General features: G+C 66.9%; 29 protein-coding genes. 20 read left to right on the top strand and 9 right to left on the bottom strand.

The window, feature by feature from the left end; genetic code table 11:
• Positions 1–25 precede the first annotated feature (25 nt).
• Positions 26–1,561: an FAD-binding protein gene (locus NI2_RS17780; RefSeq protein ID WP_067492159.1), complete on the top strand. Its 1,536-nt coding sequence runs from the start codon at positions 26–28 to the stop codon at positions 1,559–1,561.
• On the opposite strand, the gene NI2_RS17775 is transcribed toward NI2_RS17780, so the two are convergent.
• Positions 1,558–2,568, bottom strand: coding sequence for a Rossmann-fold NAD(P)-binding domain-containing protein (locus NI2_RS17775; protein WP_243749661.1), 1,011 nt, complete (start codon positions 2,566–2,568; stop codon positions 1,558–1,560). The two genes, NI2_RS17780 and NI2_RS17775, sit on opposite strands and share 4 nt — an antisense overlap.
• An 81-nt stretch (positions 2,569–2,649) precedes the next feature.
• Here NI2_RS17775 and NI2_RS17770 point away from each other — a divergent pair, with 81 nt between their 5' ends.
• The 7 genes from NI2_RS17770 (at position 2,650) to helR (ending at position 9,623) form a co-directional block, all read left to right on the top strand.
• Positions 2,650–3,240, top strand: a complete 591-nt coding sequence (locus tag NI2_RS17770; RefSeq protein ID WP_067492157.1) for a TetR/AcrR family transcriptional regulator — start codon at positions 2,650–2,652, stop codon at positions 3,238–3,240.
• 93 nt (positions 3,241–3,333) lie between these two features.
• Entirely contained in the window at positions 3,334–3,705 is a 372-nt protein-coding gene (locus NI2_RS17765; protein ID WP_067492156.1) for a nuclear transport factor 2 family protein, read from the top strand.
• An 11-nt stretch (positions 3,706–3,716) separates the two neighbouring features.
• Positions 3,717–5,378, top strand: a complete 1,662-nt coding sequence (locus tag NI2_RS17760) for an FAD-binding protein (protein ID WP_067492155.1) — start codon at positions 3,717–3,719, stop codon at positions 5,376–5,378.
• Between the two features lie 13 nt (positions 5,379–5,391).
• Positions 5,392–5,649, top strand: coding sequence for a hypothetical protein (locus NI2_RS17755; RefSeq protein ID WP_067492154.1), 258 nt, complete (start codon positions 5,392–5,394; stop codon positions 5,647–5,649).
• A gap of 24 nt (positions 5,650–5,673) precedes the next feature.
• Positions 5,674–6,465, top strand: a complete 792-nt coding sequence (locus tag NI2_RS17750) for an SDR family NAD(P)-dependent oxidoreductase (protein WP_067492153.1) — start codon at positions 5,674–5,676, stop codon at positions 6,463–6,465.
• Complete coding sequence (locus tag NI2_RS17745; RefSeq protein WP_067492152.1) at positions 6,465–7,316, top strand: alpha/beta fold hydrolase; 852 nt, start codon at positions 6,465–6,467, stop codon at positions 7,314–7,316. Before NI2_RS17750 ends, NI2_RS17745 begins: the two co-directional genes overlap by 1 nt.
• A gap of 120 nt (positions 7,317–7,436) precedes the next feature.
• Entirely contained in the window at positions 7,437–9,623 is a 2,187-nt protein-coding gene (helR, locus tag NI2_RS17740; protein ID WP_174552213.1) for an RNA polymerase recycling motor ATPase HelR, read from the top strand.
• A 19-nt stretch (positions 9,624–9,642) separates the two neighbouring features.
• On the opposite strand, the gene NI2_RS17735 is transcribed toward helR, so the two are convergent.
• Together NI2_RS17735 and NI2_RS17730 are read right to left on the bottom strand one after the other, a co-directional pair.
• Positions 9,643–10,470, bottom strand: coding sequence for a mycofactocin-coupled SDR family oxidoreductase (locus NI2_RS17735; protein ID WP_067492151.1), 828 nt, complete (start codon positions 10,468–10,470; stop codon positions 9,643–9,645).
• A 1-nt stretch (position 10,471) separates the two neighbouring features.
• The gene (locus NI2_RS17730) at positions 10,472–11,266 is read right to left on the bottom strand and encodes a mycofactocin-coupled SDR family oxidoreductase (protein ID WP_067492150.1); all 795 of its coding nucleotides are present in this window, start codon (positions 11,264–11,266) and stop codon (positions 10,472–10,474) included.
• Between the two features lie 198 nt (positions 11,267–11,464).
• Here NI2_RS17730 and NI2_RS17725 point away from each other — a divergent pair, with 198 nt between their 5' ends.
• From NI2_RS17725 to NI2_RS17710, 4 genes are all read left to right on the top strand, one after another.
• Positions 11,465–11,875: a hypothetical protein gene (locus NI2_RS17725; protein ID WP_067492149.1), complete on the top strand. Its 411-nt coding sequence runs from the start codon at positions 11,465–11,467 to the stop codon at positions 11,873–11,875.
• A complete protein-coding gene (locus NI2_RS17720; protein ID WP_067492148.1) occupies positions 11,872–12,402 on the top strand; it encodes a hypothetical protein in 531 nt (176 codons plus the stop codon). The genes NI2_RS17725 and NI2_RS17720 overlap by 4 nt, the downstream gene beginning before the upstream one ends.
• 115 nt (positions 12,403–12,517) lie before the next feature.
• Positions 12,518–12,985, top strand: coding sequence for an NUDIX hydrolase (locus NI2_RS17715; RefSeq protein WP_067492147.1), 468 nt, complete (start codon positions 12,518–12,520; stop codon positions 12,983–12,985).
• A gap of 165 nt (positions 12,986–13,150) precedes the next feature.
• Entirely contained in the window at positions 13,151–13,438 is a 288-nt protein-coding gene (locus NI2_RS17710; RefSeq protein WP_133733762.1) for a hypothetical protein, read from the top strand.
• Positions 13,439–13,635: 197 nt separating this feature from the next.
• Here NI2_RS17710 and NI2_RS17705 read toward each other — a convergent pair whose 3' ends face one another.
• The 4 genes from NI2_RS17705 to NI2_RS34760 form a co-directional block, all read right to left on the bottom strand.
• Positions 13,636–14,844 (bottom strand): SMI1/KNR4 family protein, encoded by a 1,209-nt coding sequence (locus NI2_RS17705; RefSeq protein WP_067492145.1) that lies wholly within the window; start codon positions 14,842–14,844, stop codon positions 13,636–13,638.
• Positions 14,845–15,078: 234 nt separating this feature from the next.
• Positions 15,079–15,480 carry an SgcJ/EcaC family oxidoreductase gene (locus tag NI2_RS17700; protein ID WP_067492144.1) on the bottom strand — a complete coding sequence of 134 codons (402 nt, stop codon included), beginning with the start codon at positions 15,478–15,480 and terminating at the stop codon, positions 15,079–15,081.
• Positions 15,477–15,878: a hypothetical protein gene (locus NI2_RS17695; protein WP_243749662.1), complete on the bottom strand. Its 402-nt coding sequence runs from the start codon at positions 15,876–15,878 to the stop codon at positions 15,477–15,479. Before NI2_RS17695 ends, NI2_RS17700 begins: the two co-directional genes overlap by 4 nt.
• Before the next feature lie 447 nt (positions 15,879–16,325).
• On the bottom strand, positions 16,326–16,457 hold the full coding sequence (locus NI2_RS34760; RefSeq protein ID WP_208115297.1) for a VOC family protein: 132 nt from the start codon (positions 16,455–16,457) through the stop codon (positions 16,326–16,328).
• 181 nt (positions 16,458–16,638) lie between these two features.
• Here NI2_RS34760 and NI2_RS17685 point away from each other — a divergent pair, with 181 nt between their 5' ends.
• Positions 16,639–17,058, top strand: coding sequence for a hypothetical protein (locus NI2_RS17685; RefSeq protein WP_067492141.1), 420 nt, complete (start codon positions 16,639–16,641; stop codon positions 17,056–17,058).
• 64 nt (positions 17,059–17,122) lie between these two features.
• Here NI2_RS17685 and NI2_RS17680 read toward each other — a convergent pair whose 3' ends face one another.
• Positions 17,123–17,740, bottom strand: a complete 618-nt coding sequence (locus tag NI2_RS17680; RefSeq protein WP_243749663.1) for a uridine kinase family protein — start codon at positions 17,738–17,740, stop codon at positions 17,123–17,125.
• A 1-nt stretch (position 17,741) separates the two neighbouring features.
• Between NI2_RS17680 and NI2_RS33150 the strand changes: the two genes are divergently transcribed.
• A complete protein-coding gene (locus NI2_RS33150) occupies positions 17,742–18,308 on the top strand; it encodes a hypothetical protein (protein WP_218018529.1) in 567 nt (188 codons plus the stop codon).
• 101 nt (positions 18,309–18,409) lie between these two features.
• On the opposite strand, the gene NI2_RS17675 is transcribed toward NI2_RS33150, so the two are convergent.
• Complete coding sequence (locus NI2_RS17675; protein WP_067492140.1) at positions 18,410–18,928, bottom strand: winged helix-turn-helix transcriptional regulator; 519 nt, start codon at positions 18,926–18,928, stop codon at positions 18,410–18,412.
• 82 nt (positions 18,929–19,010) lie between these two features.
• Between NI2_RS17675 and NI2_RS17670 the strand changes: the two genes are divergently transcribed.
• The 6 genes from NI2_RS17670 (at position 19,011) to dmpG (ending at position 25,553) form a co-directional block, all read left to right on the top strand.
• Positions 19,011–19,442, top strand: coding sequence for a tautomerase family protein (locus NI2_RS17670; RefSeq protein WP_067492139.1), 432 nt, complete (start codon positions 19,011–19,013; stop codon positions 19,440–19,442).
• 674 nt (positions 19,443–20,116) lie between these two features.
• Complete coding sequence (locus NI2_RS17665; RefSeq protein WP_067492138.1) at positions 20,117–21,154, top strand: ferredoxin--NADP reductase; 1,038 nt, start codon at positions 20,117–20,119, stop codon at positions 21,152–21,154.
• Between the two features lie 15 nt (positions 21,155–21,169).
• The gene (locus NI2_RS17660; protein WP_067492137.1) at positions 21,170–22,579 is read left to right on the top strand and encodes an MDR family MFS transporter; all 1,410 of its coding nucleotides are present in this window, start codon (positions 21,170–21,172) and stop codon (positions 22,577–22,579) included.
• Positions 22,580–22,706: 127 nt separating this feature from the next.
• Positions 22,707–23,492 carry a 2-keto-4-pentenoate hydratase gene (locus NI2_RS17655; RefSeq protein WP_067492198.1) on the top strand — a complete coding sequence of 262 codons (786 nt, stop codon included), beginning with the start codon at positions 22,707–22,709 and terminating at the stop codon, positions 23,490–23,492.
• Positions 23,493–23,577: 85 nt separating this feature from the next.
• Positions 23,578–24,486, top strand: a complete 909-nt coding sequence (locus NI2_RS17650) for an acetaldehyde dehydrogenase (acetylating) (RefSeq protein WP_067492136.1) — start codon at positions 23,578–23,580, stop codon at positions 24,484–24,486.
• Between the two features lie 38 nt (positions 24,487–24,524).
• Entirely contained in the window at positions 24,525–25,553 is a 1,029-nt protein-coding gene (gene dmpG, locus NI2_RS17645; RefSeq protein WP_067492135.1) for a 4-hydroxy-2-oxovalerate aldolase, read from the top strand.
• Positions 25,554–25,557 lie beyond the last annotated feature (4 nt).

Here is a 25,557-nt window from a genome sequence, read left to right as displayed (position 1 = left end):
AGTTCAGGCGGTATCAGGAGGAACAGTGGTGGACTGGAACGACGAGGTGGACGTGCTGGTCGCGGGCTCCGGCGGCGGCCTCGCGGGTGCGTACACCGCGGCCCGCGAGGGGCTCACCGTCGCGGTGGTCGAGGCGACCGACAAGTTCGGCGGCACGACAGCGTATTCCGGTGGCGGCGGCGTCTGGTACCCCTGCAACCCCGTCCTCGAGCGGGCGGGCACCGACGACACCCTCGACGACGCGCTCACCTACTACCGTGCCGTCGTCGGTGACCGCACCCCCGAGGACCTGCAGCAGACCTATGTGCGGCGCGGTCGCGACCTCATCGAATACCTGGAAGCCGACCAGCATTTCGCGTTCCAGATGCTGCCCTGGCCCGATTATTTCGGCAAGGCGCCCAAGGCGCGGCTCGACGGTCAGCGCCACATCATGCCGACACCGTTGCCCGCCGCCGAACTTGGCGACCTGCGGGAATCCCTGCGCGGACCGCTCGACACCGATCGGCTCGGGGCACCTCTGCCCGAGCTGCTGATCGGCGGGCAGGCGCTGATCGGGCGGTTCCTGCGGGCGCTGTCGGGCTATCCGAACGTCACCTTGCACCTGTCCTCGCCGCTGGTCGAGCTGGTGATCGAGGACGGGGTGGTGACCGGCGCGATCGTCGAACGCGACGGGCACCGCCACGCGATCCGCGCCCGCCGGGGCGTGGTGCTCGCCGCGGGCGGTTTCGAGCAGAACCAGCAGTTGCGCGAGCAGTACGGTGTGCCCGGCCAGGCCCGGGACACCATGGGGCCCTGGGGAAATCAGGGACTGGCGCACCAGGCGGGGATCGCCGCGGGCGCCGACACCGACCTGATGGATCAGGCCTGGTGGTCGCCCGGTCTGACCCATCCCGACGGACGTTCGGCGTTCGCGCTGTGGTTCACCGGCGGCATCTTCGTCGATCGGAACGGCGAACGGTTCGTCAACGAGTCCGCCCCCTACGACCGGCTCGGCCGCGAGGTGATCCGGCGGCTCGAGGCGGGCGAGATGACGTTGCCGTTCTGGATGATCTACGACGACACCGAAGGCGAGGTGCCGCCGATCAAGGCCACCAACGTGTCCATGGTCGAGACCGAGAAATACGTCGCCGCGGGCCTGTGGCACACCGCCGACACACTGGCCGAACTGGCCGCGAAGATCGGGGTGCCCGCCGACAAGCTCGAGGCCACCGTCGAACGGTTCAACAGCATGGTCGCCACCGGCGTCGACCCGGACTTCGGCCGCGGCGACGAGGCCTACGACCGCGCCTTCTCCAACGGCGAACCACCACTGGTTCGCATCGACAAGGGCCCGTTCCACGCGGCCGCCTTCGGCATCTCCGATCTCGGCACCAAGGGCGGCCTGCGCACCGACAGCGCCGCGCGCGTCCTCGACCGCGACGGGCAACCGATCCCCGGCCTGTACGCCGCGGGCAACACCATGGCCGCGGTGAGCGGCGAGGTGTACCCCGGCGGCGGCAACCCGATCGGTGCGTCGATGCTGTTCAGCCACCTCGCCGTCCTGGACATGCTGGGCAGTTAGGCCCCGGTCTCCTCGAAGGTGGCGCCACTGTGCGTCATCCGTTCGAGGGCGTAGGCGGGGTCGATCAGTGCCTCGGGCATGTGGACACCCGGTGGCACGGCCGCACCGCGGAGCCCGAGCAACCGTTCGGCCCCGAGCGCGATCCCGAGCGCGGTCAGCGGACGCTGCCCGTCCGGATGCGCGAGTGTGCGACGCACTCGCGCAGCGGCGCCCGAGAGGTCGGTTCCCTCGACGTCGACGACGACCTCGAGGGAAGCTCCCGCGCCGCGCCGTCGGCCCGCGGACTCGCCGACCGCCAGGTCGAACCGGACGTTCGGCGCGCCCGTGGCCAGCGCGAGACTCGGCACGTCCAGGATCGGAATGCTCTGCCCGGCGAGCACCACCCCGTCACCGACCCGTACGTCGGCTCGGGCGTCGTCGCCGCTCACCCAGGTGAACACGCCGTCGCGGCGGATCAGCCCGGCGGTAGTGACTGCCGACCAGCGCTCCAGATCCGCGATGCCCGCCGGTCCCCCGATATCGGAATCATCCAGTGCCGCGGCGATTCCGATGCGTTCGACCCGATCGAACTCCGCCGCGACAGCGAGGGTGGCGAGCACGGCGATCCCGGCGAGATAGTGACTGGCCACCAGGATCGGCGCCGCACTCGCCCGCCCACCGCCCGCCACGACCTCGGGAGCGATGTCGAGCAGACCGCTGGACAGGCTCAGATACGGCACGCCGTGGCGCGCGGCGAAGCCGAGCCCGTGCAGATGGTCGTCCCACAGTGCCGCGATGACCGCGGAATACGCGGCGTCGGCGGGCAGACCGAGGTCGGCGCGAGTGATGTCGATGGTGACCGCGTTCGCGCCACCGAGGCTCTCGGCGACCCGCCGCGCGCGTTCGATGTCACGGCCCGCGATCGTGAGCTCGAGTTCCGGATACCACCGGCGCAGCAGCGCCGCCGTCCCCGCGCCCGCCTGCCCCGAGCCGCCCATGATCAGTACCGATGTCGCCTGTCGCGTCACGTCTTCTCCTTCGCTCAATTAAGCTACATTTTGTAACTTACACTTTGTAGCTAAACTGGGGCGACAACGCAAGGGAGGAAGATGCCGACCACGCCGACGCGCCTGTCCAGACCCGCCAGGCACGAACAATTGATCGAGACCGCGCTGGCGATCGTGCGCGCCGAGGGCGCCGACGCACTGACCCTGCTCAGCCTCGCCGAGGCCGCGGGGGTGAGCCGGCCGATCGTGTACGACCACTTCGGCACCCGTCCCGGACTGCTGCTCGAGCTGTATCGACGGCTCGACGAACGCCATCGGACCGCGACCGCCACCGCGCTGGCGAGCGCCGCCCCCACCCCGGCCGGGATCGCGCGCGTACTGAGCGGTGCGTACTTCGCGTGCGCCACCGACATGCCCGAATTCAGCGCGGTCTCCGCCGCGCTCAAGGGGAATCGGGACATGGAGACGATCCAGCGGGACCTGCTCGATGCCTATCTCACGGTGATGACGGACGCGCTGATCCCGCACAGCGACCTCGCGGCCGACGCTCTTCGACTGCGGTGCGTCGGCATTCTCGGTGCGGCCGAAACGATCGCCGAGGAGCTGAACGCGCGGCGTTGCTCCCTCGATGCCGCGATCGGAGCCCTCACCGATCTGATCGTCGGCAGCATCGCGACGGGCGTCGTGACCTAGACCTCCCACTGGCTGGGAATCCGCCGCCCACCCGCCCACCCGCCGTGATTGCGTTCATCGACCACTCCATCACCCATCTCCAGGAGCGACACGATGACATCAGCGGACCACATTCGAGACACGGTGCGGCGGTATGTGGAGACCGTCGGCACCGGGACAGCCGCCGACGTGGTCGCGCTCTACCGCGAGGACGCCACCGTGGAGGACCCGGTCGGCAGCGAGGTGCGAGTCGGTCACGCCGCGATCACCGAGTTCTACGCCGCCATCGAGTCACTCGACACGTCGACGGAACTGCTGAGCATCCGGGTCGCGGGCAACAGCGCCGCGTTCAACTTCCGCGTGGTCACCCGCTTCGGCGAGCAGACGTTCACGCTCGAACCGATCGATGTGATGACCTTCGACGAGGACGGGCGCATCACCAGCATGCGGGCGTTCTGGTCGCAGGACGACATGGTAGTGAGCTGAGGAGCCCGAGAATGACTGCGAACCAGCGACAGTGGGATCACGAGGTCGGCTTCCTCGTCGTCGGCAGCGGTGCGGGTGGGCTCACGGGCGCGCTCGCCGCGGCCGACCGCGGCCTCGACACCCTCGTCATCGAGAAGGCCGCCTACTACGGCGGCAGCACGGCTCTCTCGGGTGGCGGTATCTGGGTGCCGAACAATCCGACCCTGCTACGGGAGGGTCTGCGTGACGATCGCGCCGACGTGCGCGCCTATCTCGACGCGGTGGTCGGCGACCGCGTGCCGACCGCCAATCTCGACCGTTTCATCGACGAGGGCCCGCGCATGCTGGAGTTCCTCGAGACCAGCCCGCACCTGCGATTCCAGTGGTGCACAGGCTATTCCGACTACCACCCCGAGGCGCCGGGTGGCCGCCCGGCCGGCCGATCGATCGAACCGCTGCCCGTCGATCTCAAGCAGCTCGGCCCCGACGAGGATCTGCTGCGCCCGGCGGCCCTCGCCACCCCACCGGGTCTGTTCATCACCTCCAAGGACTTCGTCCAGCTCAATATGGTGACCCGCACCTGGAAGGCGCGCTGGACCGCGCTGCTCACCGGGTTGCGCGCGATCAAGGCCATCGTGTTGCGCAGGCACATGGACACACTCGGCCGCGCACTGATCGCCCGGCTGCGCCTCGCCCTGCGAGACGCCGGGGTGCCGCTGTGGCTGAACACCCCGCTGCGGTCGCTGATCACCGACGACACCGGCGCGGTGATCGGTGTGGTCGCCGAGCGCGGCGGCCGCGAGATCCGCATCCGCGCCCGCGACGGCGTCCTGCTGGCCACCGGCGGGTTCGAACACAACCAGGCCATGCGCAAGCGGTACCTGCCCGACGGCGGCCGCGACAATTTCAGCGCGGCCTCGGCAGACAACACCGGCGACGGCATCGTGGCGGGCGAGAAGGTCGGCGCCGCAGTCGATTTGATGGACGACGCCTGGTGGATGCCGTCGTTCCAGCGCCCGGAGGGTGTCAACCAGGTGCTGGTGTCGGAGCGGTCGATCCCGTGCTCGATCATCGTCGACAGCTCGGGCACCCGCTTCACCAACGAGGCCGCGCCCTATGTCACCTTCGTGCACGCCCAGCTGGCCGGATCGCACGACCCGGCCTGGCTGGTCTTCGACGCGAAAGCCAAGAGCCGCTACCCGATCGGCGGCATCGTGCCGGGCCAGAAGTTCCCGGCGTCCTGGCTCGAGAGCGGCCTTCTGCGCACCGGCGCGACGGTCGACGAGCTGGCCACGGCCATCGGTGTGCCCGCACTCGGCTTGCGCGCGACCGTCGAGCGGTTCAACGGGTTCGCCCGCGACGGCCACGACGACGACTTCGGGCGCGGTGACAGCGCGTACGACAACTACTACGGCGACCCGACCCTGCCCCAGCCGACCCTCGACCCGCTCGACCGTGGTCCGTACTACGCGCTGCGGATTCGCATCGGTGATCTCGGCACCAAAGGCGGGCTGGTCTACAACGAGAACGCCCAGGTGCTGCGCGCCGACGGTTCCGTCATCGACGGGCTCTACGCGGCGGGCAACACCTCGGCCGCGGTGATGGGCAACGACTACGCGGGCGCGGGCGCGACCATCGGTCCGGCCATGGTGTTCGGGTACGTCGCCGCCGACCACGCCGCGGCCGCGCGCTGACCCGGGGAAGATCATGCAACCCATCCAGTGCGCCACCTGCGGAAACCGGGTGCTCGCCGAGAAGTTCAGCCCGAGTCACACCAGCGTGCAGTGGCTCGACGACGCCGAGTCCGCCTGCCCGGAGTTCGCCCGCCGGGCGGCCCTCGGCGAGCCGAGCAGCTGGATCCCCACCTGCCCGGCGCTGCGCGATTCCATCGAACGAGCTGTCGCCGCAGGCGAATTGGCGACCGATCAGCTCCGCAACGAACCGGTCCCCGGCCGCCTCGGCTGAGGCGACAGAACCAGGAGAAACATCATGCACAGACTCGACGGTCATCGGGCGCTGGTCACCGGCGCCGGATCCGGTATCGGCCGCGCGACGGCGCTGCGCCTGCTCGACGAGGGCGCCACGGTGGTCGGCGCCGACGTGTCGGCCGACGGCCTCGCGGCCACCGCCACGCAGGCGAAGGAACGCGGCACGGGTGAACGTTTCAGCGTCCTCACCCTCGACATCGGCAGCGAGGAATCGGTGGTCGAGGGTGTCCGGTCGGCCACCGCCACCCTGGGCGGTCTGGATTCGGTGGTGAACGCGGCGGGCATCCTGCGCGCTTCGCACACCGAGCAGACCTCCCTCGAGTTGTGGAACCAGATCATCGGGGTGAATCTCACCGGCACGTTCCTGGTGGTCCGCGAGGCACTGCCCGCGCTGCTGGCCAATCCGCGCTCGACCATCGTGAACTTCAGCTCCACCTCGGCGGCCTTCGCGCACCCGTACATGGCGGCGTACGCGGCGAGCAAGGGCGGCATCCAGTCCTTCACCCATGCCATCGCCCTCGAGTACGGCGGCAAGGGTGTGCGTGCGGTGTCGGTGGCGCCGGGCAGCATCAAGTCCGGGATCACCGATGCCACCGGCGGTTACGTGCCCGCCGATGCCGACTGGTCGCTGTTCGCCAAGCTGTCTCCCGTGTTGCCCACCGAACTCGAGTCCGGTGGCGCGGGCATGGGCGACCCGGACGCGGTGGCGGGCGTGATCGCCATGCTGGTGTCCGAGGACGGCGCGTTCATCACCGGCACGGAGATCCGTATCGACGGGGGTACCCACGCCTGATGAGCATCACCTATGACGGCACGTTGCGCGAATTGCCCACCGACGCAGGGGTTCTGCGTTACCACGAGGCCGGCGACGGCCCGCCCCTGCTGTTGCTGCACGGCTCCGGTCCCGGGGTGACCGGGTGGCGCAACTTCCGTGGCAATCTGGCCACCTTCGCCGAGCGGTTCCGCTGCCTGGTTCTCGAGTTCCCCGGTTTCGGCGTGAGCGACGACTTCGGCGGGCACCCGATGGTGACCGCCCTGGACGCGGTGGCGCGCTTCGTCGACGGGCTCGGCCTGGAGCGGGTCGATATCATCGGTAACTCGATGGGCGGTGGCGTGGCGCTGAATTACGCTATCGCGCAACCGGACCGGGTGGGCAAGCTGGTGACCATCGGCGGGATCGGGCGCAACCTGTTCAGCCCCGGCCCCGGCGAGGGGATCAAGCTGCTGCAGGAGTTCACCGAGGAGCCCACGCGGGAACGTCTCGTGCAGTGGTTGCATTCGATGGTGTTCGATCCGGCGATGGTGACCGAGGAACTCGTCGAGGAGCGCTGGACGCAGGCCACCGATCCCGCGACCCTGGAAAGCGCCCGGCGCATGTACAGCAAGGCGGCGTTCACGGCGATGGTGCGGGCGATGGAAGCCTCGGACGCGCCCCCGCCCTGGGCCATGCTGCACAAGGTGCAGGCGCCGACGCTGGTCACCTGGGGCCGCGACGACCGGGTGAGCCCGCTCGACATGGCGCTGATCCCCATGCGCACGATTCCGCGCGCCGAATTGCACGTGTTCCCGAACTGCGGGCACTGGGCGATGATCGAGCGGAAGGAAGAATTCGAATCGACGGTGCTGGCGTTCCTCACGCGCTGACAGCGTCTCTTTCCACCTTCACTGTATACCGTAAAGGGGGCCTTGCCACAAGGCCCCCTTTGTGGCGCATAATCGTCGGCCGCAGCATTTCACCTGCGGAAACACCGAAAGTGAGGGCTTGTGCCGGAACACGGTCACGACGAGGAATTGCGGTCGGAGCGCGAGTACGTGGCGCGCCTGTACGCGCGGCTCGACGCCGAGCGCGCACAGGTGAAGGGCCGCTACAGCGCCGCACTGCGCGGCACCGGTAACTCTCCGATGGAACGCGACAACGAGGTGCGCGCGCTCGGGAAGGAGATCCAGCGCCTGAACGTCGCCGACAACGGTCTGTGTTTCGGCAGGCTGGACGCGGTCTCGGGCGAACGGTCCTACATCGGCCGCATCGGCCTGTTCGATGCCGGCGACGATTTCGAACCACTGCTGCTCGACTGGCGCGCACCCGCCGCACGCCCGTTCTATGTGGCCACCGCCGCCAACCCGGAGGGCATGCGCAGGCGACGGCAGTTCCACACCCGCGATCGCCGGGTGCTCGACTTCACCGACGAGGTCCTCGGCAGGCCCGACGCGGGCGAAGGCGGCGACGCGGCGCTGCTGGCGGCGGTGAACGCACCGCGCGGAGACGGGATGCGCGACATCGTGGCGACCATCCAGGCCGAGCAGGACGAGATCATCCGCCTCGAACACCCGGGCGTCACCGTGATCGAAGGCGGCCCCGGTACCGGCAAGACCGTCGTGGCGCTGCATCGGGTGGCCTATCTGCTCTACACCCAGCGCAAGCGGATGGAACGCCAAGGTGTACTGGTGGTCGGCCCGAATCCGGCGTTCCTGAACCACATCGCGCACGTGCTGCCCGCCCTCGGTGAGACGAATGTCGTCTTCGCCACCGCCGCCGATCTGATGCCCGGGTTGCACGCCACGGCGGAGGACATACCGGAAGCGGCGCGCGGCAAAGGCTCGCTGCGCATTCTCGATGTGCTCGGTGCCGCGATCGCGGACCGGCAACGCCTCCCCGCGGCGCCGCGGGACATCGAGCTGGCCGACGCGACGGTGCGCGTCGACGCGGCCGTCGCGGAGTGGGCGCGCGAGGAGGCGCGGGCGAGCGGACGACCGCACAACGAGGCGCGGGCGGTGTTCGCCGAGATCGTCACCTATGTGCTCACCGAACGGGCGATCGCCCGCATCGGGAAGGGCTGGTTGACGCGCGAGGACAGCGAGGCGTGGGAGCAGCTGCGAGCGGACCTGACCGCCGAACTCGCCGAGAACGCCGACTTCGTCGCTGTGCTCGACGAATGCTGGCCTGTTCTCACCCCGGAAGGTCTTCTCGGCGAACTGTATTCGTCCCCGGAGCGACTTCGCGCCGCGAACGCGGACGAGTCGCTGTGGCGGGCCGACGCTACCGCGTGGACGGTCTCGGATGTGCCGCTGCTCGACGAACTGGTCGACCTGCTCGGTCGCGACACTCCCGCCGACGACAGCGCCGAACGCGCCCGCAAGGCCGAAGCCGCCTACGCCGAGGGCGTGCTCGACACCCTGATCAGCCGCGAAGACCTGATGGACGACGAGGATCACCTGCTCGCCCAGGACATGCTCTACGGCGAGGACCTCGCCGACCGGTTCCTCGAGCGCGACACCCGCGAGCTCGCCGAACGTGCTGCGGCCGACCGTGATTGGACCTACGGGCACGTGGTGGTCGACGAGGCCCAGGAGCTCTCGGAGATGGACTGGCGGGTGCTGATGCGCCGCTGCCCGAGCCGGTCGTTCACCATTGTCGGTGACCTGGCCCAGCGCCGGTCACCGGCAGGGGCCACCGCGTGGGCGACGGTGCTCGACCCGTATGTTCCGGGCCGCTGGGTGTACCGCTCACTCACGGTGAACTACCGCACGCCCGCCGAGATCATGACGGTCGCCGCCGCCGTGCTCGCCGAGTTCGCGCCGGAGGTTCGGCCACCCGACTCGGTGCGCGCGTGTGGTGTTCAGCCGTGGTCGCAACAGGTCGACGCCTCCGAATTTCGTTCGGCTATCGAGGCATTCGTGCGTACCGAGGCGGACCGGGAGGGCACGAGTGTGGTGATCGGCCCGGTCGGCATGCCGGGCACCGTGCCCGCGTCGGAGACCAAGGGCCTGGAGTTCGACTCCGTGCTCGTCGTCGAACCGGGAAGGATCCTCGCGGAGGGACCGCGTGGCGCGGCGGAGCTGTACGTCGCACTCACCCGCGCCACCCAGCGCCTCGGCGTGGTCCACCACGACCCCCTCCCGAACGCACTCACCGGCCTTGTCGAGGCTCCGGAACCCCTCCTGGTCCGGTGATGTTCCGGAGGCCACCGACCTAGCGTTGGGTGCTGCCCGCGTCCACCGGCAGGGTGACGGCGGTGATGTAGCGGGCTTCGTCGGAGGCCAGGAACAGGGTGGCGTTGGCGATGTCGACGGGGTCGACCCACGGGATGGGCAGCATGTTCATCGACGTGGCGGCCTCGGCGAACTCCTCGCGGGTCGGATTCTCCCGGTCCGGCCGAAAGACCTTGCGCACCATGTCGTTCTGGATCATCGGCGTGTCCACGTTGGTCGGGTGCACGGTGTTCACCCGGACATGGTGCGGCGCGAGTTCCTTCGCCAGCGAACGCATCAACCCGACGACACCGTGTTTGGCCGCGACATAGTGGGAGACGCCGACCAGCCCGCGCAAGCCGGCGATGGAACTGGTCAGGATCATCGCTCCCCCGTCACGGGCGATGAGGTGGGGTGTGGCCGCCTTGCAGGTCTGCCACACACCGGTGAGGTTGACGTCGATCATGGTCTGCCACTGCTGCTCGGTCAGCTCGAGAGCGAACGCGCTCGAACTGATTCCGGCTGTGGCGCAGACGATGTCGAGCCCGCCCAGCTCACCGACCCCGGCGTCGACGGCGGACCGCAACGCCGACCCGTCGCGCACGTCGACGACCGTGGCGACGATCCGCGCACCCGTCGCCTCGACGGCACGAACGGTCTCGTCGAGATCGTCTCGGCTCGCCGGTGGCGTCACCACGGTGTCGACCGGTCCGCAGAGGTCGACCGCGATGATGTCGGCACCCTCCTCGGCCAGCCGGATCGCCTGCGCGCGCCCGATACCGCGCGCGGCGCCGGTCACGACCGCTACTTTGCCCGAAACCCGTCCCATGTCACACCTTCTGAGTCAGTCCGGCATCCACCACGAGCTGGGTTCCCGTCACATAACGGGACTCGTCGGATGCGAGGAAGAGCACGGCATTGCTGACGTCGACCGGTTCCACCCACGGAACCGGCAGCAGGGTACGGCGGGCCAGCGCCTCGGCCGCGTCCTGCCGCGTCGGATTCGGCAGGTCCGGGCGCAGTTTCGCGTAGACCTCGTCGTTGAGAATCATCGGCGTCGCCACCGACCCCGGATGCACGGTGTTCACCCGGATGCCACGCGGGCCGAGCTCGTTGGCGAGCGTGCGCGCCAACCCGACCACGGCATGCTTACTCGCCGAATAATGCGCCGCCATGGCCCCGCCCACGATCCCGTTGACGGAGCTGACGATCACGATCGACCCACCGTCGGCCAGGGCCTGTGCACCGGCACGCACCGTGTGCCAGGCACCGGTCAGATTGATATCGATGGTCCGCTGCCAGGCCTGATCGGTGAGCTCCCACGACGGCGCGAGGTCGGTGTAGATACCCGCGTTGGCCACGATCACGTCGAGCCTGCCGAGCTCATGCACTCCACCGGCAACGGCCGCATCGAGCACGTCCGCCTCACGCACATCGGCAGTAGCGGTGACGCACCGCCGCCCAAACGCCTCGACGGCCTCCTTGGTCGTCGCCAATTCCGTTGCGGCGTCTATATCGAGCGCGATGATATCGGCGCCCTCCTCGGCGAGCCGCATACAGTGCGCACGACCCATACCCCTCGCCGCACCGGTGACCAGCGCGACCCTGTCCTGCATGCGATTCATCGGGCGCCCCTACCAAATCGAGTGTCCACCCGGCCGACGCTAGGTTCGCCACACCCCCGAATCGCCAGGCTTTCCCGGTGAGCGGGCGATGCGACGAGACTTCCCACCTAGCGGGAGCGCCCGCCCGAGCCCGATGCCTGCGGCGACCCGCCCTCGCCGAATCGCCGAGATTGCGCTGAGTTGGTTACCTTGCTCTGCATGATCTATCCAAGCGGGAACTCGGCGACTCGAGTAGCGCAACTGGCCAACATCCCGCACGAAAACTGGATGCAGGACTGGCCTGTCGAGGTGTCCGATCCGGAGCGGCTCGATGACTTCGCTCGTCTGCTACTCGCACACAAATCCGACTGGGAACTGAGTTACTGGTTACTGGATCTGGTCCTCGATTCGGCCGAAAGCCATCTGGCCACCACGGCGGCACAGGACGATCCGCCGGAACGAACCCAGCAGTTGATCGACACGCTGGTTGCGGTGTACGAGGCCACACGAGCGCCAGCAATAGCGGAAAGGCTCGAGTACTGGGCAGATTTGGAGAACTCAGACCCTGGTGAGATGTTCCGCGTGAGCCCGCTGGTTCGGGAGGCCCGTCGCCGGGTGGTCGCGCAATGACCGAACCCGACCCGAACGAACCCAGCCTCGACGCGGCTCGCAGAACATATCCGGTCGGCGACCACGTGACCGGAGTCGTCACGATGATCCCGCGCCCCGGCACCATCGGATTGTTTGTCGATCTAGGCCGGCCGCCAACAGGATTCGTCGATGTCCTCAACCTTCCGGAATCCGTCGATCACTGGCCGACCGTAGGCACCGTCACAGAATTCGAGGTCCTCCAGCACACGCACCGACAAGTTCGGCTCTGGCCGCTCGATGCCACCTTCCGGCCGAGCGCAGCGGCCGGGTGGACCATGAGTGACCGAGAATGGCATGCTGTGAAGCGCCGCCATCCTGTGGGTTCGGAAGTGACCGCCGAAATCACTCACGTCTTTTCATCGAACCGTGAATACGTAGTCGAATTCGACGGCGTGTGGTCCGCACTGCCGTGGACAGGCGAACCACCCATAGCCGGAACCACCGCTGGATTCGTTGTCGACCGACACCTCGATGAGACCCACAGGATCCTGCTTCGCACCGGCTGACCAACCAGGCAAGCGGAACTTTTCGAATACCATTGCACACGTGCGATCGTGGTACCGAGGTTCACCACCAGTACCGGTCCTGCCACCACGCGGGCGCGGAGATAGAATTCACCGGGTGACTTCGAGAATCGCGGCATACGGCGTCTGCCGCGAACATGATCGGGTGCTGCTCGTTCGCCACATCGCCGAAAGCGGCGAAACCACCTGGACGCTTCCGGGAGGTGGGGTCGATCAGGGAGAGGACCCCTTCGATGCCGTGACCCGCGAGCTTGCGGAGGAGACCGGTCTCACCGGCGTCGTCGAACGATTACTCGGAGTCGATTCAAGGGTGATCCCGGCACATGAGGCCCACTCGGGCGAAGAGCACCAGAACATCGGCATCTTCTATCTCGTCCGCGTCACCGGCGGCCGCCTCCGAGCCGAACCGAGCGGGGCCACAGTCGAACCGACCTGGACCCCGATCTCCGAAGTCGCCTACCTCCGCCGATCATCCCTTGTCGACTCCGGCCTGGCCCTGGCACAAACCCTCCCGGCGACCGGCCACGTCACGTCTACTCCGGTCGGCGGTCTTATCCGGCATTGAGCTGGCGACGAGACCAGGAGTAGTCACTGCGCCGTGATCGACACGCGCGACCATGCTGCCCGAGTACGCGGCATGCGCAGGATTTTACTACCACCGATCTCGGATATGGTCTGAAGTACTCGCCCGTCGACGGCACACGTATGCCCATGTCAGTGAGGATGCGTGATGCTTGTCGAGACGATTCCCATGTGGACCGAGCGGGGAACCCCGGTGCTCCTGCGTGAAATCCTCACGCGGTTCCGCTCGAACGATTGGCGGTGGCACGTCGAGGAGTTCGACGGCATCGGACGCTTCCCCGGCGGCCTCACGTGGACCGAATTCCAGGCCGAGGTCGAGAACGGAGCCGCCGTTTTCGATTGGGATGGAATCCAGCAGTTCGCCGCGCGCGACAGTACCGAATACGAGATCGCCATCGCGTCCGTGCCGGGTCACCCTGCGGGTACTTCACACTGATCTGATGCTGGGCGCGCGCCACCTCGCGGCCATTGGCGCTCAATCCTCGTCTTCCTGGACCGCCCGAGGCCGACGACCGCGGAAGAGGGCGATCGTGATCCAGGATGCTTGCTTCCCGCGTTGCGCGGTGTGGCGTGAAATGAGTTGCCGCCGGGCGGTACAACCACGGAAAGAACTGATTTCGCCTATCTCGTGGATCAGCGGCCGCCACGCGGTTGACTCAGCAACGCGCGACCACGTTCCGGGGTCAGGCTGTACGCCAGCACAGGGTCGGCGAGCAGGGCGACCGGGGCGATGTGATCCGGAGTGCGGGGCTGCCAGTGCGTCATCGCGGTCCCGAGCGCATCCCACAGTGCCGCTGGGTCGGAGTGGTGTTGTGCGAGCGCCTTTCGTACTGCGGCGTCGAAGGCTTGATTGCCGTAGGTAAGCCGGTAGCCGGGGCGCTGTACCCGTGCCCTGTGCTCGTCGATAGCAGGTCCGATCTCGAGCCCGGGATCGTTTTGTGCGTTTTCCAGGAGCTGGGCGATATCAAGGGCGGAGACATGTGAGTGCTTGTCAGCGGCGTGTTTCTGGGCGAGTTCGAGGGCCTGGCGGTGTCCGGTGAGTGCGCGTTTTGCCAGATATTCGGCAATGTCGAGGGCGGAGCCGTACCAGGGTTCTTTATGCGCGTGCTGGAGGAACATGCACGGCAGAAACTCGTCGGTGAACAGCGGACTGCTGAAGAATCCGTCCGGGACGGGCGTCGAAGGCAGCAGATGCGTAAGGATCCGGGAGGCCTCGTATGGAGAGGAAGTGGTGAGGAACATCTGGAGCTGGGTTCTCAGGACTGTGGCGCGCGGCTCGCCGGAATTCTGAGCCTTTTCCAGGGACACCATGGCTTTGTCGAGGCCCCCGGAAAGGGCTCGACCTCGAGCCTCCTCGGCCACCGAAGCCCAGTTGTCACGAGTTTTGCCCGCAGGCTGACGCAGACGATGGAAGCTTTGGTACAGCGATTTCATGAGTGCGGTGAACGATGGATACCGCTGCGGAAATTCACTCCAGGCAAAGACGCTATAGGCGGCCCATTCGCCGTCCTCGTCGCGGTCGGCCGGGTCGAGGAACAGAATCCCGACGTCGGCGTGCAACGAGATCAACAACCCGCGACTGAAGGGGTTACCCGGCGCATCACCTGGAGCTTCGGTGATCAGGTCGGCCCAGGACTCCCAGTTGGGTTCGAGGTCACGCAGCCACCCCAGGTTGGTCGTGTCACGCATCTTCCGCACGAACTCCCCGGCATGGCGCCATCCATCGGTGGTCAGCAGGAAACTGCGATAAGAGGGTGGCAACCTCAGGCCGAGACGCCGCTCGACGGCTGCGACCTCGGCCTGGGTGGCCGCGGGATAGCCGAGCCAGCGCTGCTGCACCACCTCGGGATCCAGCTCACCGGGATCGCAACTTGCTATCCGTTCCTCACTCCAAAGCTCCAGCCACGGCCTCCAATTCATTCCGTGCACGCTACGGACAGGCTCCGACAAAGTTCATGCTGACGGCGTGGATTTCGATGAGCCGCCGGCGGCTGAGTAGGGCGCGTCCGTTCATAGTCGGCCGACCTGGGCATGCGGGTCACGAAGACAACGCGAACGCGTTGTCATGTTCCCGACTCACTGTGGGAACTGGCTGATCCGGGTGTTCTGGAAGGTGGTGAACAGCCAAGTTCCTTTGTGGCGCACCGCGACCCGGGTCTGGACGGACCGGGTATCGGGCGGCGCGGGCTCGCCCTGCGGCATGGGGCGATCGCCCACGGTGACCAGCACCGCGATATTCGGTGCGGGGAAGCGCAGCGTGGTGGTGTCGGGTTCGGCCATGCGGGTGCCCCTCATGAACCCGTCGAAGCCCTCCTGCATGACGGTGGCGAGTTCGGTTCGGCCCTGGATGCGTTCCCCGACGACCGAGACGAAATCGGCGTCGGGGGTGAAGGTGGCGGCGAAGGCGGCGCCGTCACCTGCGGCCCAGGCGTCCATCTGCGCGTGCAGCAGGGCGAGGACGGCGGTTTCGTCGGTCATGGCGCCACCGGCCCCCGGCGACGCAGGCCCGCGAACTCGAGGGCGGCGAAACTCGCGACGAACGCCGCTCCCGCGAACAGGAAGACTCGGCCCCAATTCGTCAGCGGAATCAGGTCGATCACAGCAAGCTCGACCATGAGTACCGCCGATAGCGCGTTGACCGCGACAACGACGGCAGCCAGGCGAGACGGTAGCCGAGGGTGGCGCGCCATGAGCAGCAGTGCCGCGGCGCCGCCCAGCATGCCGACGCCGAAGGGGACCGACCAGGAGGTCGGCAAGCCGAGCGGTTCGCGCAACAACGGGGCGGTGGCCAACAGAAAGGTGCCGAAAACGCCGGTGCTCCAGCCGTCTACCCGCAAGGCGGTGCGCAGGCCGGGGCCGGCTTCAAAGGTGGTCATCGTGGTCATGGCGTCGACGTTGCCAGCGGCCGATCATCGGCTCAATGACCTCCGAGGTCATGGCACCCGGTCGCGCCGGACCGATAGCGTGGCCGAGTGGCGCGTTCGATGCAGGAATCCCCGGTCGGCACACTGCTGCGGGATTGGCGGCGGCGGCTGAGTCAGCTGGAGCCGGCGCTGGCCGCCGACAGTTCGGCACGGCATCTGTCCTGCGTCGAGACCGGGAAAGCCAAGCCGAGCCGTGCCATGTGCTCAAACTCTGTGATGTCTGGAAGTTTCGCTGCGCGAACGCAATACGGAGTTGCTCGGGGGAGGATTCGCTCCGAGTACCGAGAAAGCACCCTGAACTCCCGCAGCGAGATCCGGTTGCCGTCCGGGTCTATCGCCTCGACCCGGATTCCGAATGGATAGTCCTCGGGCTCGGATTCCACGAGAGTCACTCCGCGGCTACGATGAGGAAACGCCCGTCGGGCCGGTGAAGTCGATCCGATTGTCCAAGCCGAGCCCGTCGGTGTAGAACTCCAGCGCGCGGTCTTGATCGGTGACGTAGATCGTCACGTACATGATGTTGGTCAGCATCGTGTGCTCCACTTCGGTCATAAGTGCGAGACCGTCGGTGATCGGTCGTCGCTTCTATGACGAGCGCCGCCCGCGAAAGGTAACAGGATCGCCGCCGACCCAACGCACTGTAATGCCGCCTACCGCGCGGTCACGAACGTCCGCTTCTGTCGAGCCTGTCAGATGTCACCCATAAGGTGGCATGACCGAGTCGAGGTGGGAGACGTTCATGGCTGGGACCGTTACTGGGCTGACGCAAGAAGATGGGCGGACCATCGGCTTCGTGCTGAGCTGCTATTTCACGCAAGCGATCGACCTAGCCGAGCTCCGCAAGTGGTGTGAGTACGTAATCATCACCAACGAGATGCAGGACATCCCTCAGTACATGTTCGATCTGGTGAGCATTACTTCAGCCGGAGAGATCTCGTCCATCATCGGATTCTCCGTCGGCGGAGGATCTCGGCAGGAGGATAACGCCTTGTACGGCATCGCGTTCGGACGCGGTCGAGACGTTTTCGATCCGCCTTTCGGGCCGGCGCAGGCGAAGCGCGCGTTGCATACCAGACCGGGTGTGCTTCGGCGATTCCGAGACGTTTTCCCGTTCATCGAGCTCGAGATCTAGTCGACGGCAGAACGATCTTCTGTCGCCTACCTTGGTCGAAACACCCGCTTCTGCCGATGAGCGTTCATTCCTGTGGGTGCCAGCCGTCGACTATCACGTCCGCGTGGTCTGGCGTCCGATCGGCAGCGAAGTGGGCATCCTCGGCAGCCATCCAGCGCTGCCACAACGGCAGCGCTTGCGCCCCGTCGCGGTCCAGCCCACGCCTGAGCCGCGTATCGCGCGGGGTTTCCACCCAGATCGACAGCGACAGGCGGTCACGGACCGCTGCGCGCGCGGCCGAAACCCCTTCCAGAATCAGCACATCTGGGCTCGCCAGCTCGTGCCATTCCGAAAAGGCGCGCGAAGTCCAGTCATACCGCTGGTACTGTGCGGGACGGCCCTGGCCGAGCGGTTCCAGTACCTGGGCTTCCAACCTCGGCCACCAGTCGAGTTGGTTGTCCCAGGATGCGAAGTCGTCGGTGTGGAGCAAGTCGGCACAGCACGCGACGGCGAGGCGGTCCGCCAGAGTGGATTTCCCTGCGCCGCCGGGCCCGTCTACAGCGACCAGTCGGGTCGATCCCAGCCGGGGCACGCTCTGCGCTACCTTGACAGCGATTTCCTCTATCAGCACAAGCTCCATTCTGGCCTGGCGTCCACTCCGGCTCGAGCGTGTGGCCTCGGCATCCGAACGAATGATCTCCATGGTGACCGACGGTGACGTGTGGAAAACCGTCCAGCGGGTGGTCGGATGCGATCTGAAGCAGTGGGAGAACCTGTTCGTTGTGACATCCGAAGAAATGTCGGGTCGGGTGGTCGGAGGCTCGGTAGACGGCCGCACCGGTCCTGAATGCGGTTCCCGCGAGCCGATAGGAGATCGTGGCAGCGAGTTGCTGTTCGTGCGCTTCCAAGCCGTAGTACAGAGTCGCTCGGGTTGGTTTCCAGGAGTATTCGCTTTAGTGAACGGGCTATCCCGGGCGGGTCGCCTGACTACCGCTGAAGAGCATTTCCGCCAGCGTGAAAACGCTTGGTACCACTGTAATCTCGTCGATCCGAGCGTTGCGGACCCGTCTGTTTACGACCGGCAGTTGCATCCTGGCGCCGCGGCCTGGTTCAAGCCGTCGGCCACTGAGATGATCTCTCGTGTAGACGGTTACACGAGGATCCTGGACGCACACGGAATCGGATGGGCTCGGGTGCACTCCGGAAACCCGGGCCGCATCCTCTATGAGGACGTCCATCAGATCATCGCGAAACCCAACTGTTCGGGCTGATGATCGTGGTGGCGTCCGAGGCTGACCGCGGCCCGATTTGCGGTACTGCGAGGCGCGTCAGCGACCGGTTGGAGCGAGATCAGAGTTGCCTCTTCGCCGGTTCAGCACTTGGCATCAGGCTGTGCCGGCAGTTCGTTGAGGCGGGCGAGCACTGTGGTCCCCGGTCCCGAGGCCGCACCCGGGCCGGGTAGGGCGGTAACACTCTGCGCGGTTACCGGTTTCGCACACTCCGAGCAGCAGACCTGCGGCGTGAATTGGTGCCCGCATTCGTCGTGCACCAATCGGACCGGCGGACCACCCGGCGGGGTGGCCCATTTGTCACCCCAGGCCATCAGCGCCATCAGCACAGGGACGAGTTCGCGTCCCGCCTCGGTGAGGTGGTATTCGTGCCGCAGCGGTCGTTGCTGGTACGCCCGGCGCTCCACGATGCCGTCTGCCACCAGCGCTTCGAGTCGTCGAGTGAGCAGATTGCGGGAGATTCCGAGGTTCTCGGCGAGGTCGTCGAAACGGCGCAGGCCGAGGTAGAGGTCGCGCACGATCAGCGGCGACCACCATTGCCCGACCCGCTCCAGGGACTGCCCGATCGAGCAGTGCATCTCCGCGAAGCTGGTCCTGTGCATGCCCTCAGTATAGAGGGTTGATTCATTGAACTCACCGGGCGTACGGTGATGGAGTCATAGAGTTCAATGAAAGGACTAACCGATGCCGTTCGTGGAATTGTTCGTTCCCAAAGGTTCACTCGACCAGGAGAGCCGGGAGAAGATCGGCGGGCAGCTGGTCTCGGAGGTGATGCTCGCCGAGGGTGCGCCCGACACCGCCGCGGCTCGTTCCATCTCGTGGCTGGTGGTGAACGAGATCGACGCCTGGTTCGTGGGTGGTCAGCGACTCCCGGCCGGTGGCAGTCCGAAATATGTGGTGCGAGTGGGAGTTCCAGCCGGCTCGATGAACGACGACAAGCGCCGCGACATCGTGCGCCGAGTCAACCGGGTGCTGGCGGACGCCGACGAGGACCCTGCACGTTTCGCCGACGCCGCGACCGCGTGGGTGCACATCAACGAGATTCCGGAAGGCAACTGGGGTGCCGGCGGCGAAATCGTACGGATCGAGGACATCGTCGCGTTGGTGTCCAGCTAGGCGCGGCCGGGACGAGCGTTCCTTGGTCCGAACCACAATCAGCCCGAAGGAGCAGTCCTATGAGTGACAACGAATCTCCCGCCGAGGACGTCGCAGTCGGCATCACTCCGAGCGAGGAACAAGGGACTGGTGACAACGCGGTTGCGACACCCGTGGTGACTTCTCGCGGAGGGGTTGGTGGCCACCAGGTCGGGCTCGGTCTCGAGCTGGAGCCGTAGCGCCCACAATCCCCTGGCCAGGTGGCTGACAACCACGGCCCCGCTTTGGCGCGAATTCGGCCAGGCGGGGCCATCGTCGTACTACGCACTCGTCTGTCGTATGCCGCCACTCCTCGATCGGCTACACGACCGGATGTATACCGAGCGTCGAACCCCCTCGTCGGGTCGTCTTCCGCAATGCCCACCGAGGCGGGCGAGACCATGACCGAACAAGGTCACGACGCGCATGGCCACACCCGGTGACGATTGTCAGCTACGGCCATATCGGGAACCGGATGCACGCGTCGTCCCTCTGCGTTCGTGACCTCCTCGTGGTCGACTCCACCGCCGGACCCCCGCTCTCCCGGTGGGCGGGTTGGTCGCCGCGATCTCCCGACCACCGGGAGCCGGGGCTGCCAGGACGCCACGGGACTGGGACCGTCGTGGCGACGTGTTCGCGAGCGTAGGAGGACATCGGTGACGAGGGCGAGTGTCGACGTGGCGCTTGGTACGCGGGTGGTGACGCTGCGGGTCGCGGCGGTGGTCGAGGAGACTGCCGAGGCGCGTTCGTTCGTGTTCGAGGTTCCCGAGGATGCGAAGGAGAGGTTCGGGTATCGGCCCGGTCAGTTCCTCACGCTGCGGATACCCGGGGAGCCGCCGGTGGCGCGGTGTTATTCGCTGGCTAGTTCGCCGTTCACGGGGGAACCGCCCAAGGTGACGGTCAAGCGAACCGAAGGCGGGTATGGCTCGAACTGGTTGTGCGACAACCTGTCCCCGGGCGACAGTATCGACGTGTTGCCGCCGACCGGCACCTTCACGCCTGCCTCGCTCGACGAGGATCTGCTGTTGTGGGCCGGGGGCAGTGGGATCACGCCGGTGTTGTCGATCCTGGTCTCGGCGCTGGTCGGTGGGCGGGGCAAGGTGGTGTTGTTCTACGCCAACCGTGATCGGGACTCGGTGATCTTCGATCGGGCGCTCACCGAACTCGCGCGGCGATACCCGGACCGGCTCACAGTGACCCATTGGCTGCAGTCCGAACGCGGTCTGCCCGATGCCGGTTCGCTGGCCGACTTCGCCGCGCCGTATGCCGATTTCCACTCGTACCTGTGTGGTCCCGCCCCGTTCATGGCCGCGGTGACCGAGGCCTTGGCGGATCGTCCACGGGAGCGGGTGACCGGCGAGGTGTTCGTCTCGCTGTCGGGCGACCCGTTCGCCGAGCCGGTACCCGTCGCCGCCGACGACACGGCCGCCGACGTGGACGTGGAGCTCGACGGCACCGTCCACGCGCTGCGTTGGCCCCGCGAACGGACGCTCGTCGACGTGATGCTCGCGCGCGGACTCGATGTTCCGTACTCGTGCCGGGAAGGTGAATGCGGTTCGTGCGCCTGCACGGTGCTCGACGGCGAGGTCGAGATGGGCAGGACCGGCGTGCTGGACGACGACGACATCGCCGCCGGCTACATCCTCGCTTGTCAGGCGCGCCCACGCACCGGCACTGTCCGCATCCGCTTCTGATCCGGGAGGTGGGCTGTGGCTATTGATACCGCGCGGGAATCGGTCGGGTTCGGGTCCGAGCGTGGGCCGGTGCTCGTGTCGCTGATGCTCGCGACGGGGCTCGTCGCCCTCGATTCGACGATCCTGGCCACCGCGGTGCTCGCCATCACCGACAGCCTCGGCGATTTCGCGCTGTTCCCGTGGTTGTTCTCCAGTTATCTACTCGCCCAGGCGGTCACGGTTCCCGTCTACGGCGCGCTGGCCGACACGTTCGGCCGGAAACCGGTGATGCTGTTCGGGATCGCGGTCTTCGCGCTCGGCTCGCTGCTGTGCGGGCTGGCGAGCAGCATGCTCGCGCTGATCGTGTTCCGCGCGGTGCAGGGGCTCGGTGCGGGTGCGATCCAGCCGACGACCATGGTGATCGCGAGCGATCTCTACACCCTGGCCGAACGCGCGACGATCCAGGGGTATCTCGCCGGGGTGTGGGCGGTGGCGTCGGTGACCGGTCCGCTGCTCGGCGGCGTCTTCGCCGACTATCTCGGCTGGCGCTGGATCTTCCTGATCAACCTGCCGCTGGCTGTGCTCGCCGCGTGGATGCTGGTGCGCGGCTTCCACGAAACGGTGCCTCGGCGGCAGTCCCGCATCGACTATGCCGGGGCGTTCCTGCTCACCGCCGGTGCGAGCGCGCTGGTCCTCGGTCTGCTCGAAGGTGGTCGTGCCTGGGTGTGGGATTCGCCGACGGGGATCGGCGTGTTCACCGGAGCCGCACTGCTGCTGGCGGTCTTCGTCGTGGTCGAAACCCGTGCGGCACAGCCGATTCTGCCGTTGTGGATCTTCACCCGGCCGGTGGTGCTGGCGAGCACGGTGGCGGCGATGCTCGGTGGCGCGCTGCTGTTCGGGTTCACCACCTATGTGCCGATGTTCAACCAAGGGGTACTGGGGACCGGCGCGCTGGTTGCCGGGCTCGTCACCGGTGCGCTCACCCTGGGCTGGCCGTTGTCGGCCGCGCAGGCGGGAAAGGTGTACCTGCGCTTCGGCTTCCGGGCCTGCGCGGTGTCGGGAGCTTGTGTCGCGACGATCGGGGCCGCATCGACCCTGCTCATCGACGAACACTCGGCGCTGTGGCAGGTGGCGGCATCCTGTTTCGTCGTCGGTGCGGGGATGGGGCTGGTGGCCACCCCCACGCTCATCGCGGCACAGACCGGCGCAGCCTGGTCGGAGCGGGGTGTGGTCACCTCGGCCGCACTGTTCGCCCGCTCGCTCGGTAGCGCCGTGGGTGTGGCCGTGTTCGGCGCCATCGTCAACGCTCGGATCGCGGGGTCCCCGGCTCCGGAAAAGCTGGCCGGGGCAATACATCTCGTCTTCGTCGCCATCGCCGCGATGACGGTGGTTATGGTCGTGGCCTGCGCATTCATGCCTCGCCGGGCCGACACCGCCCAGCTGTGAGCACAGCTTTCCCAGGATCCGGGAAGACCGCCGAATTTCTTTCCGGCCAGCGGGAAGCGGACCGTTCAGCTGCTCGCCTGCCGAGGAGCATGGGTTGCATGATCACGACGACAAGGACGGAGGCAGCATGCTGAGCCCCACCGTGCGCAGCGAGCTCGCGGACGAATTGGCCCGCGCCGAACAGAATCAGGTGGCCGTGCCGCCGCTGGTCGACCGGTACCCCGACATCGACGTGGTCGACGCCTACGAGATCCAGTTGCTCAACATCCAGCGCAGGCTGCGCGACGGCGCCCAGGTGGTCGGGCACAAGGTCGGGCTGTCGTCCAAGGCGATGCAGCAGATGATGGGCGTCGACGAACCCGACTACGGACACCTGCTCGCCGAGATGGAAGTCTTCGAAGACGTCCCCGTCGACACCTCCCAGTACCTGCTGCCCCGCGTCGAGGTCGAGGTCGGGTTCGTCCTGGGCAAGGACCTGCCCGGCGAGGACTGCACCGAAGCCGACGTGCTGGCCGCGACCGTCGCCTACGCACCCGCGATCGAGTTGATCGACTCACGGATCACCGACTGGAAGATCGGGTTGGCCGACACCATCTCCGACAACGCCTCCTCGGCCGGGTTCGTCCTCGGCGAACAACGCGTCGCCCCCGCCGACATCGACATCACCGCCATCGACGCGGTCCTCACCCGCAACGGTGAGGTCGTCGCCGAAGGCCGCAGCGACGCGGTCCTCGGAGACCCGGTGATCGCGGTCGCCTGGCTGGCACGCAAGGTCGCCACCTTCGGTGTGCGGCTCAAAGCCGGTGACATCGTGCTGCCCGGCTCCTGCACCCGCGCCATCGACGCCCGCCCCGGCGACGATTTCCACGCCGAATTCACCGGACTCGGTTCGGTCCGTTTGCGTTTCGCCTAGGCCCGCGCTACCTCTCCGCCGCTGAGTCGACGCGGTGATCCAGTACTTCGCCGGTTCGCCGGCCCCAAACTCGAGGAGGCTTACCGTGGCCAACGGGAACGTCACCGCCGCGATCGTCGGATCCGGCAATATCAGCACCGATCTGCTCTACAAACTGTTGCGGTCGGAATCCATCGAACCCCGGTGGATGATCGGGATCGACCCGGCCAGTGAAGGGCTGAAGCGGGCTCGTGGGCTCGGCTTGGAGACCTCGGCCGAGGGTGTCGACTGGTTGCTCGCTCAACCGGAGAAGCCCGACCTTGTTTTCGAAGCGACCTCGGCCTATGTGCATCGTGCCGCCGCACCGCGATATGCCGAATTGGGCATTCGGGCAGTCGATCTGACTCCGGCCGCGGTCGGCCCGGCGGTTGTTCCACCGGTCAATCTCGTATCGTTGGTCGACGCCCCGAATGTCAATATGATCACCTGTGGTGGACAGGCGACGATTCCGATCGTGGCCGCTGTCTCGCGAGTCGTTCCGGTGCCCTACGCCGAAATCGTGGCTTCGGTGTCGTCGGTGTCGGCCGGGCCCGGTACCCGCGCCAATATCGATGAATTCACCAAGACCACCAGCCGGGGTGTGGAAACCATCGGCGGGGCCGAACGCGGCAAGGCGATCATCATCCTCAACCCGGCCGAACCGCCGATGATCATGCGCGACACCATCTTCTGCGCCATCCCCGAAGACGCCGACCAGGCCGCGATCACCGACTCGATCCACCGCATGGTCGCCGACATCCAGCAGTACGTGCCTGGTTACCGGCTTCTCAACGAACCCCAATTCGACGAACCCTCTGTGGTTTCCGGCGGCTTGGCGAAGGTTTCGGTGTTCGTGGAAGTCGAAGGCGCGGGCGATTTCCTGCCGCCGTATGCGGGCAATCTCGACATCATGACCGCCGCCGCCACCAAGGTCGGCGAAGTCATGGCCGATCAGATCCACGCCGCCCGCGTGTGAGCGCGCATCCCTCCGCCCCGGCCTCGTTAGGAATTTCCATGCCGTACTCCGCTGATCTCGACATCCGCATCACCGACACCTGCCTGCGCGACGGGTCACACCACAAACGTCACCAATTCACGACCACCGAGGTCCGCGATATCGTCGCCGCCCTCGACGGCGCCGGTGTTCCCGTCATCGAAGTCACCCATGGTGACGGACTCGGCGGTTCCTCGTTCAACTACGGATTCTCCAAAACCCCTGAACAGGAACTGGTGCGAATCGCCGCCGACACCGCCGAGCAGGCCAAGATCGCGGTCCTGATGCTGCCCGGGGTGGGGGTCAAAGAAGACATCAAGGTCTCCCAGGACAACGGCGCCTCCATCTGCCGCATCGCCACGCACTGCACCGAAGCCGACGTGTCCATCCAGCATTTCGGCTACGCCCGCGACCTCGGTCTGGAAACCGTCGGGTTCCTCATGATGTCGCATACCCAGACCCCTGAGGCGCTGGCGAAGCAAGCCCGCATCATGGCCGATGCCGGCTGCGAATGCGTCTACATCGTCGACTCCGCGGGTGCCCTGGTCCTCGATCAGGTCTCCGACCGCGTGGCCGCCCTGGTCGCCGAACTCGGCAACGACGCCCGGGTCGGCTTCCACGGTCACGAAAACCTCGACCTCGCCGTCGCCAACAGCATCTACGCCATCCGCGCGGGCGCCACTCAAATCGACGGCAGCGCACGCCGCTTCGGTGCGGGCGCGGGCAACACACCCGTCGAAGCCCTCGTCGGCGTCTGCGACAAACTCGGGATCGAAACCGGCATCGACTTCTTCGCCATCGCCGACGCCGCCGAAGATGTCGTGCGCCCGGCCATGCCGCAGGAATGCCTCCTGGACCGCCAATCGCTCATGATGGGCTATGCGGGCGTCTATTCCAGCTTCCTCAAACACGCCGAACGCCAAGCCGAACGCTACAACGTCTCCGCCGCCGAAATGCTTGTCCGCGCAGGCGAACGCAAACTCGTCGGCGGCCAGGAAGACCAGCTCATCGACATCGCCCTCGAACTGCAACGCCGAGCCACGGTGTAGCCGC

The sequence above is a fragment of the Nocardia ignorata NBRC 108230 genome (assembly GCF_001612905.1).
GTDB classification, from domain to species: domain Bacteria; phylum Actinomycetota; class Actinomycetes; order Mycobacteriales; family Mycobacteriaceae; genus Nocardia; species Nocardia ignorata.
Note: the sequence above shows the minus strand (reverse complement) of the source record. Positions and strands in the feature narration are given on the sequence as shown.

What these genes read in the sequence shown, in the direction of transcription:
- NI2_RS17770 (WP_067492157.1), top strand. Translation starts at nt 2,650, where the DNA reads ATGCCGACCACGCCGACGCGCCTGTCCAGACCCGCCAGGCACGAACAA.
- NI2_RS17765 (WP_067492156.1), top strand. Translation starts at nt 3,334, where the DNA reads ATGACATCAGCGGACCACATTCGAGACACGGTGCGGCGGTATGTGGAG.
- NI2_RS17760 (WP_067492155.1), top strand. Translation starts at nt 3,717, where the DNA reads ATGACTGCGAACCAGCGACAGTGGGATCACGAGGTCGGCTTCCTCGTC.
- NI2_RS17755 (WP_067492154.1), top strand. Translation starts at nt 5,392, where the DNA reads ATGCAACCCATCCAGTGCGCCACCTGCGGAAACCGGGTGCTCGCCGAG.
- NI2_RS17750 (WP_067492153.1), top strand. Translation starts at nt 5,674, where the DNA reads ATGCACAGACTCGACGGTCATCGGGCGCTGGTCACCGGCGCCGGATCC.
- NI2_RS17745 (WP_067492152.1), top strand. Translation starts at nt 6,465, where the DNA reads ATGAGCATCACCTATGACGGCACGTTGCGCGAATTGCCCACCGACGCA.
- NI2_RS17735 (WP_067492151.1), bottom strand. Translation starts at nt 10,470, where the DNA reads ATGGGACGGGTTTCGGGCAAAGTAGCGGTCGTGACCGGCGCCGCGCGC.
- NI2_RS17730 (WP_067492150.1), bottom strand. Translation starts at nt 11,266, where the DNA reads ATGAATCGCATGCAGGACAGGGTCGCGCTGGTCACCGGTGCGGCGAGG.
- NI2_RS17725 (WP_067492149.1), top strand. Translation starts at nt 11,465, where the DNA reads ATGATCTATCCAAGCGGGAACTCGGCGACTCGAGTAGCGCAACTGGCC.
- NI2_RS17720 (WP_067492148.1), top strand. Translation starts at nt 11,872, where the DNA reads ATGACCGAACCCGACCCGAACGAACCCAGCCTCGACGCGGCTCGCAGA.
- NI2_RS17710 (WP_133733762.1), top strand. Translation starts at nt 13,151, where the DNA reads ATGCTTGTCGAGACGATTCCCATGTGGACCGAGCGGGGAACCCCGGTG.
- NI2_RS17700 (WP_067492144.1), bottom strand. Translation starts at nt 15,480, where the DNA reads ATGACCGACGAAACCGCCGTCCTCGCCCTGCTGCACGCGCAGATGGAC.
- NI2_RS17695 (WP_243749662.1), bottom strand. Translation starts at nt 15,878, where the DNA reads ATGACCACCTTTGAAGCCGGCCCCGGCCTGCGCACCGCCTTGCGGGTA.
- NI2_RS34760 (WP_208115297.1), bottom strand. Translation starts at nt 16,457, where the DNA reads ATGCTGACCAACATCATGTACGTGACGATCTACGTCACCGATCAAGAC.
- NI2_RS17685 (WP_067492141.1), top strand. Translation starts at nt 16,639, where the DNA reads ATGACCGAGTCGAGGTGGGAGACGTTCATGGCTGGGACCGTTACTGGG.
- NI2_RS17680 (WP_243749663.1), bottom strand. Translation starts at nt 17,740, where the DNA reads ATGGAGATCATTCGTTCGGATGCCGAGGCCACACGCTCGAGCCGGAGT.
- NI2_RS17675 (WP_067492140.1), bottom strand. Translation starts at nt 18,928, where the DNA reads ATGCACAGGACCAGCTTCGCGGAGATGCACTGCTCGATCGGGCAGTCC.
- NI2_RS17670 (WP_067492139.1), top strand. Translation starts at nt 19,011, where the DNA reads ATGCCGTTCGTGGAATTGTTCGTTCCCAAAGGTTCACTCGACCAGGAG.
- NI2_RS17655 (WP_067492198.1), top strand. Translation starts at nt 22,707, where the DNA reads ATGCTGAGCCCCACCGTGCGCAGCGAGCTCGCGGACGAATTGGCCCGC.
- dmpG (WP_067492135.1), top strand. Translation starts at nt 24,525, where the DNA reads ATGCCGTACTCCGCTGATCTCGACATCCGCATCACCGACACCTGCCTG.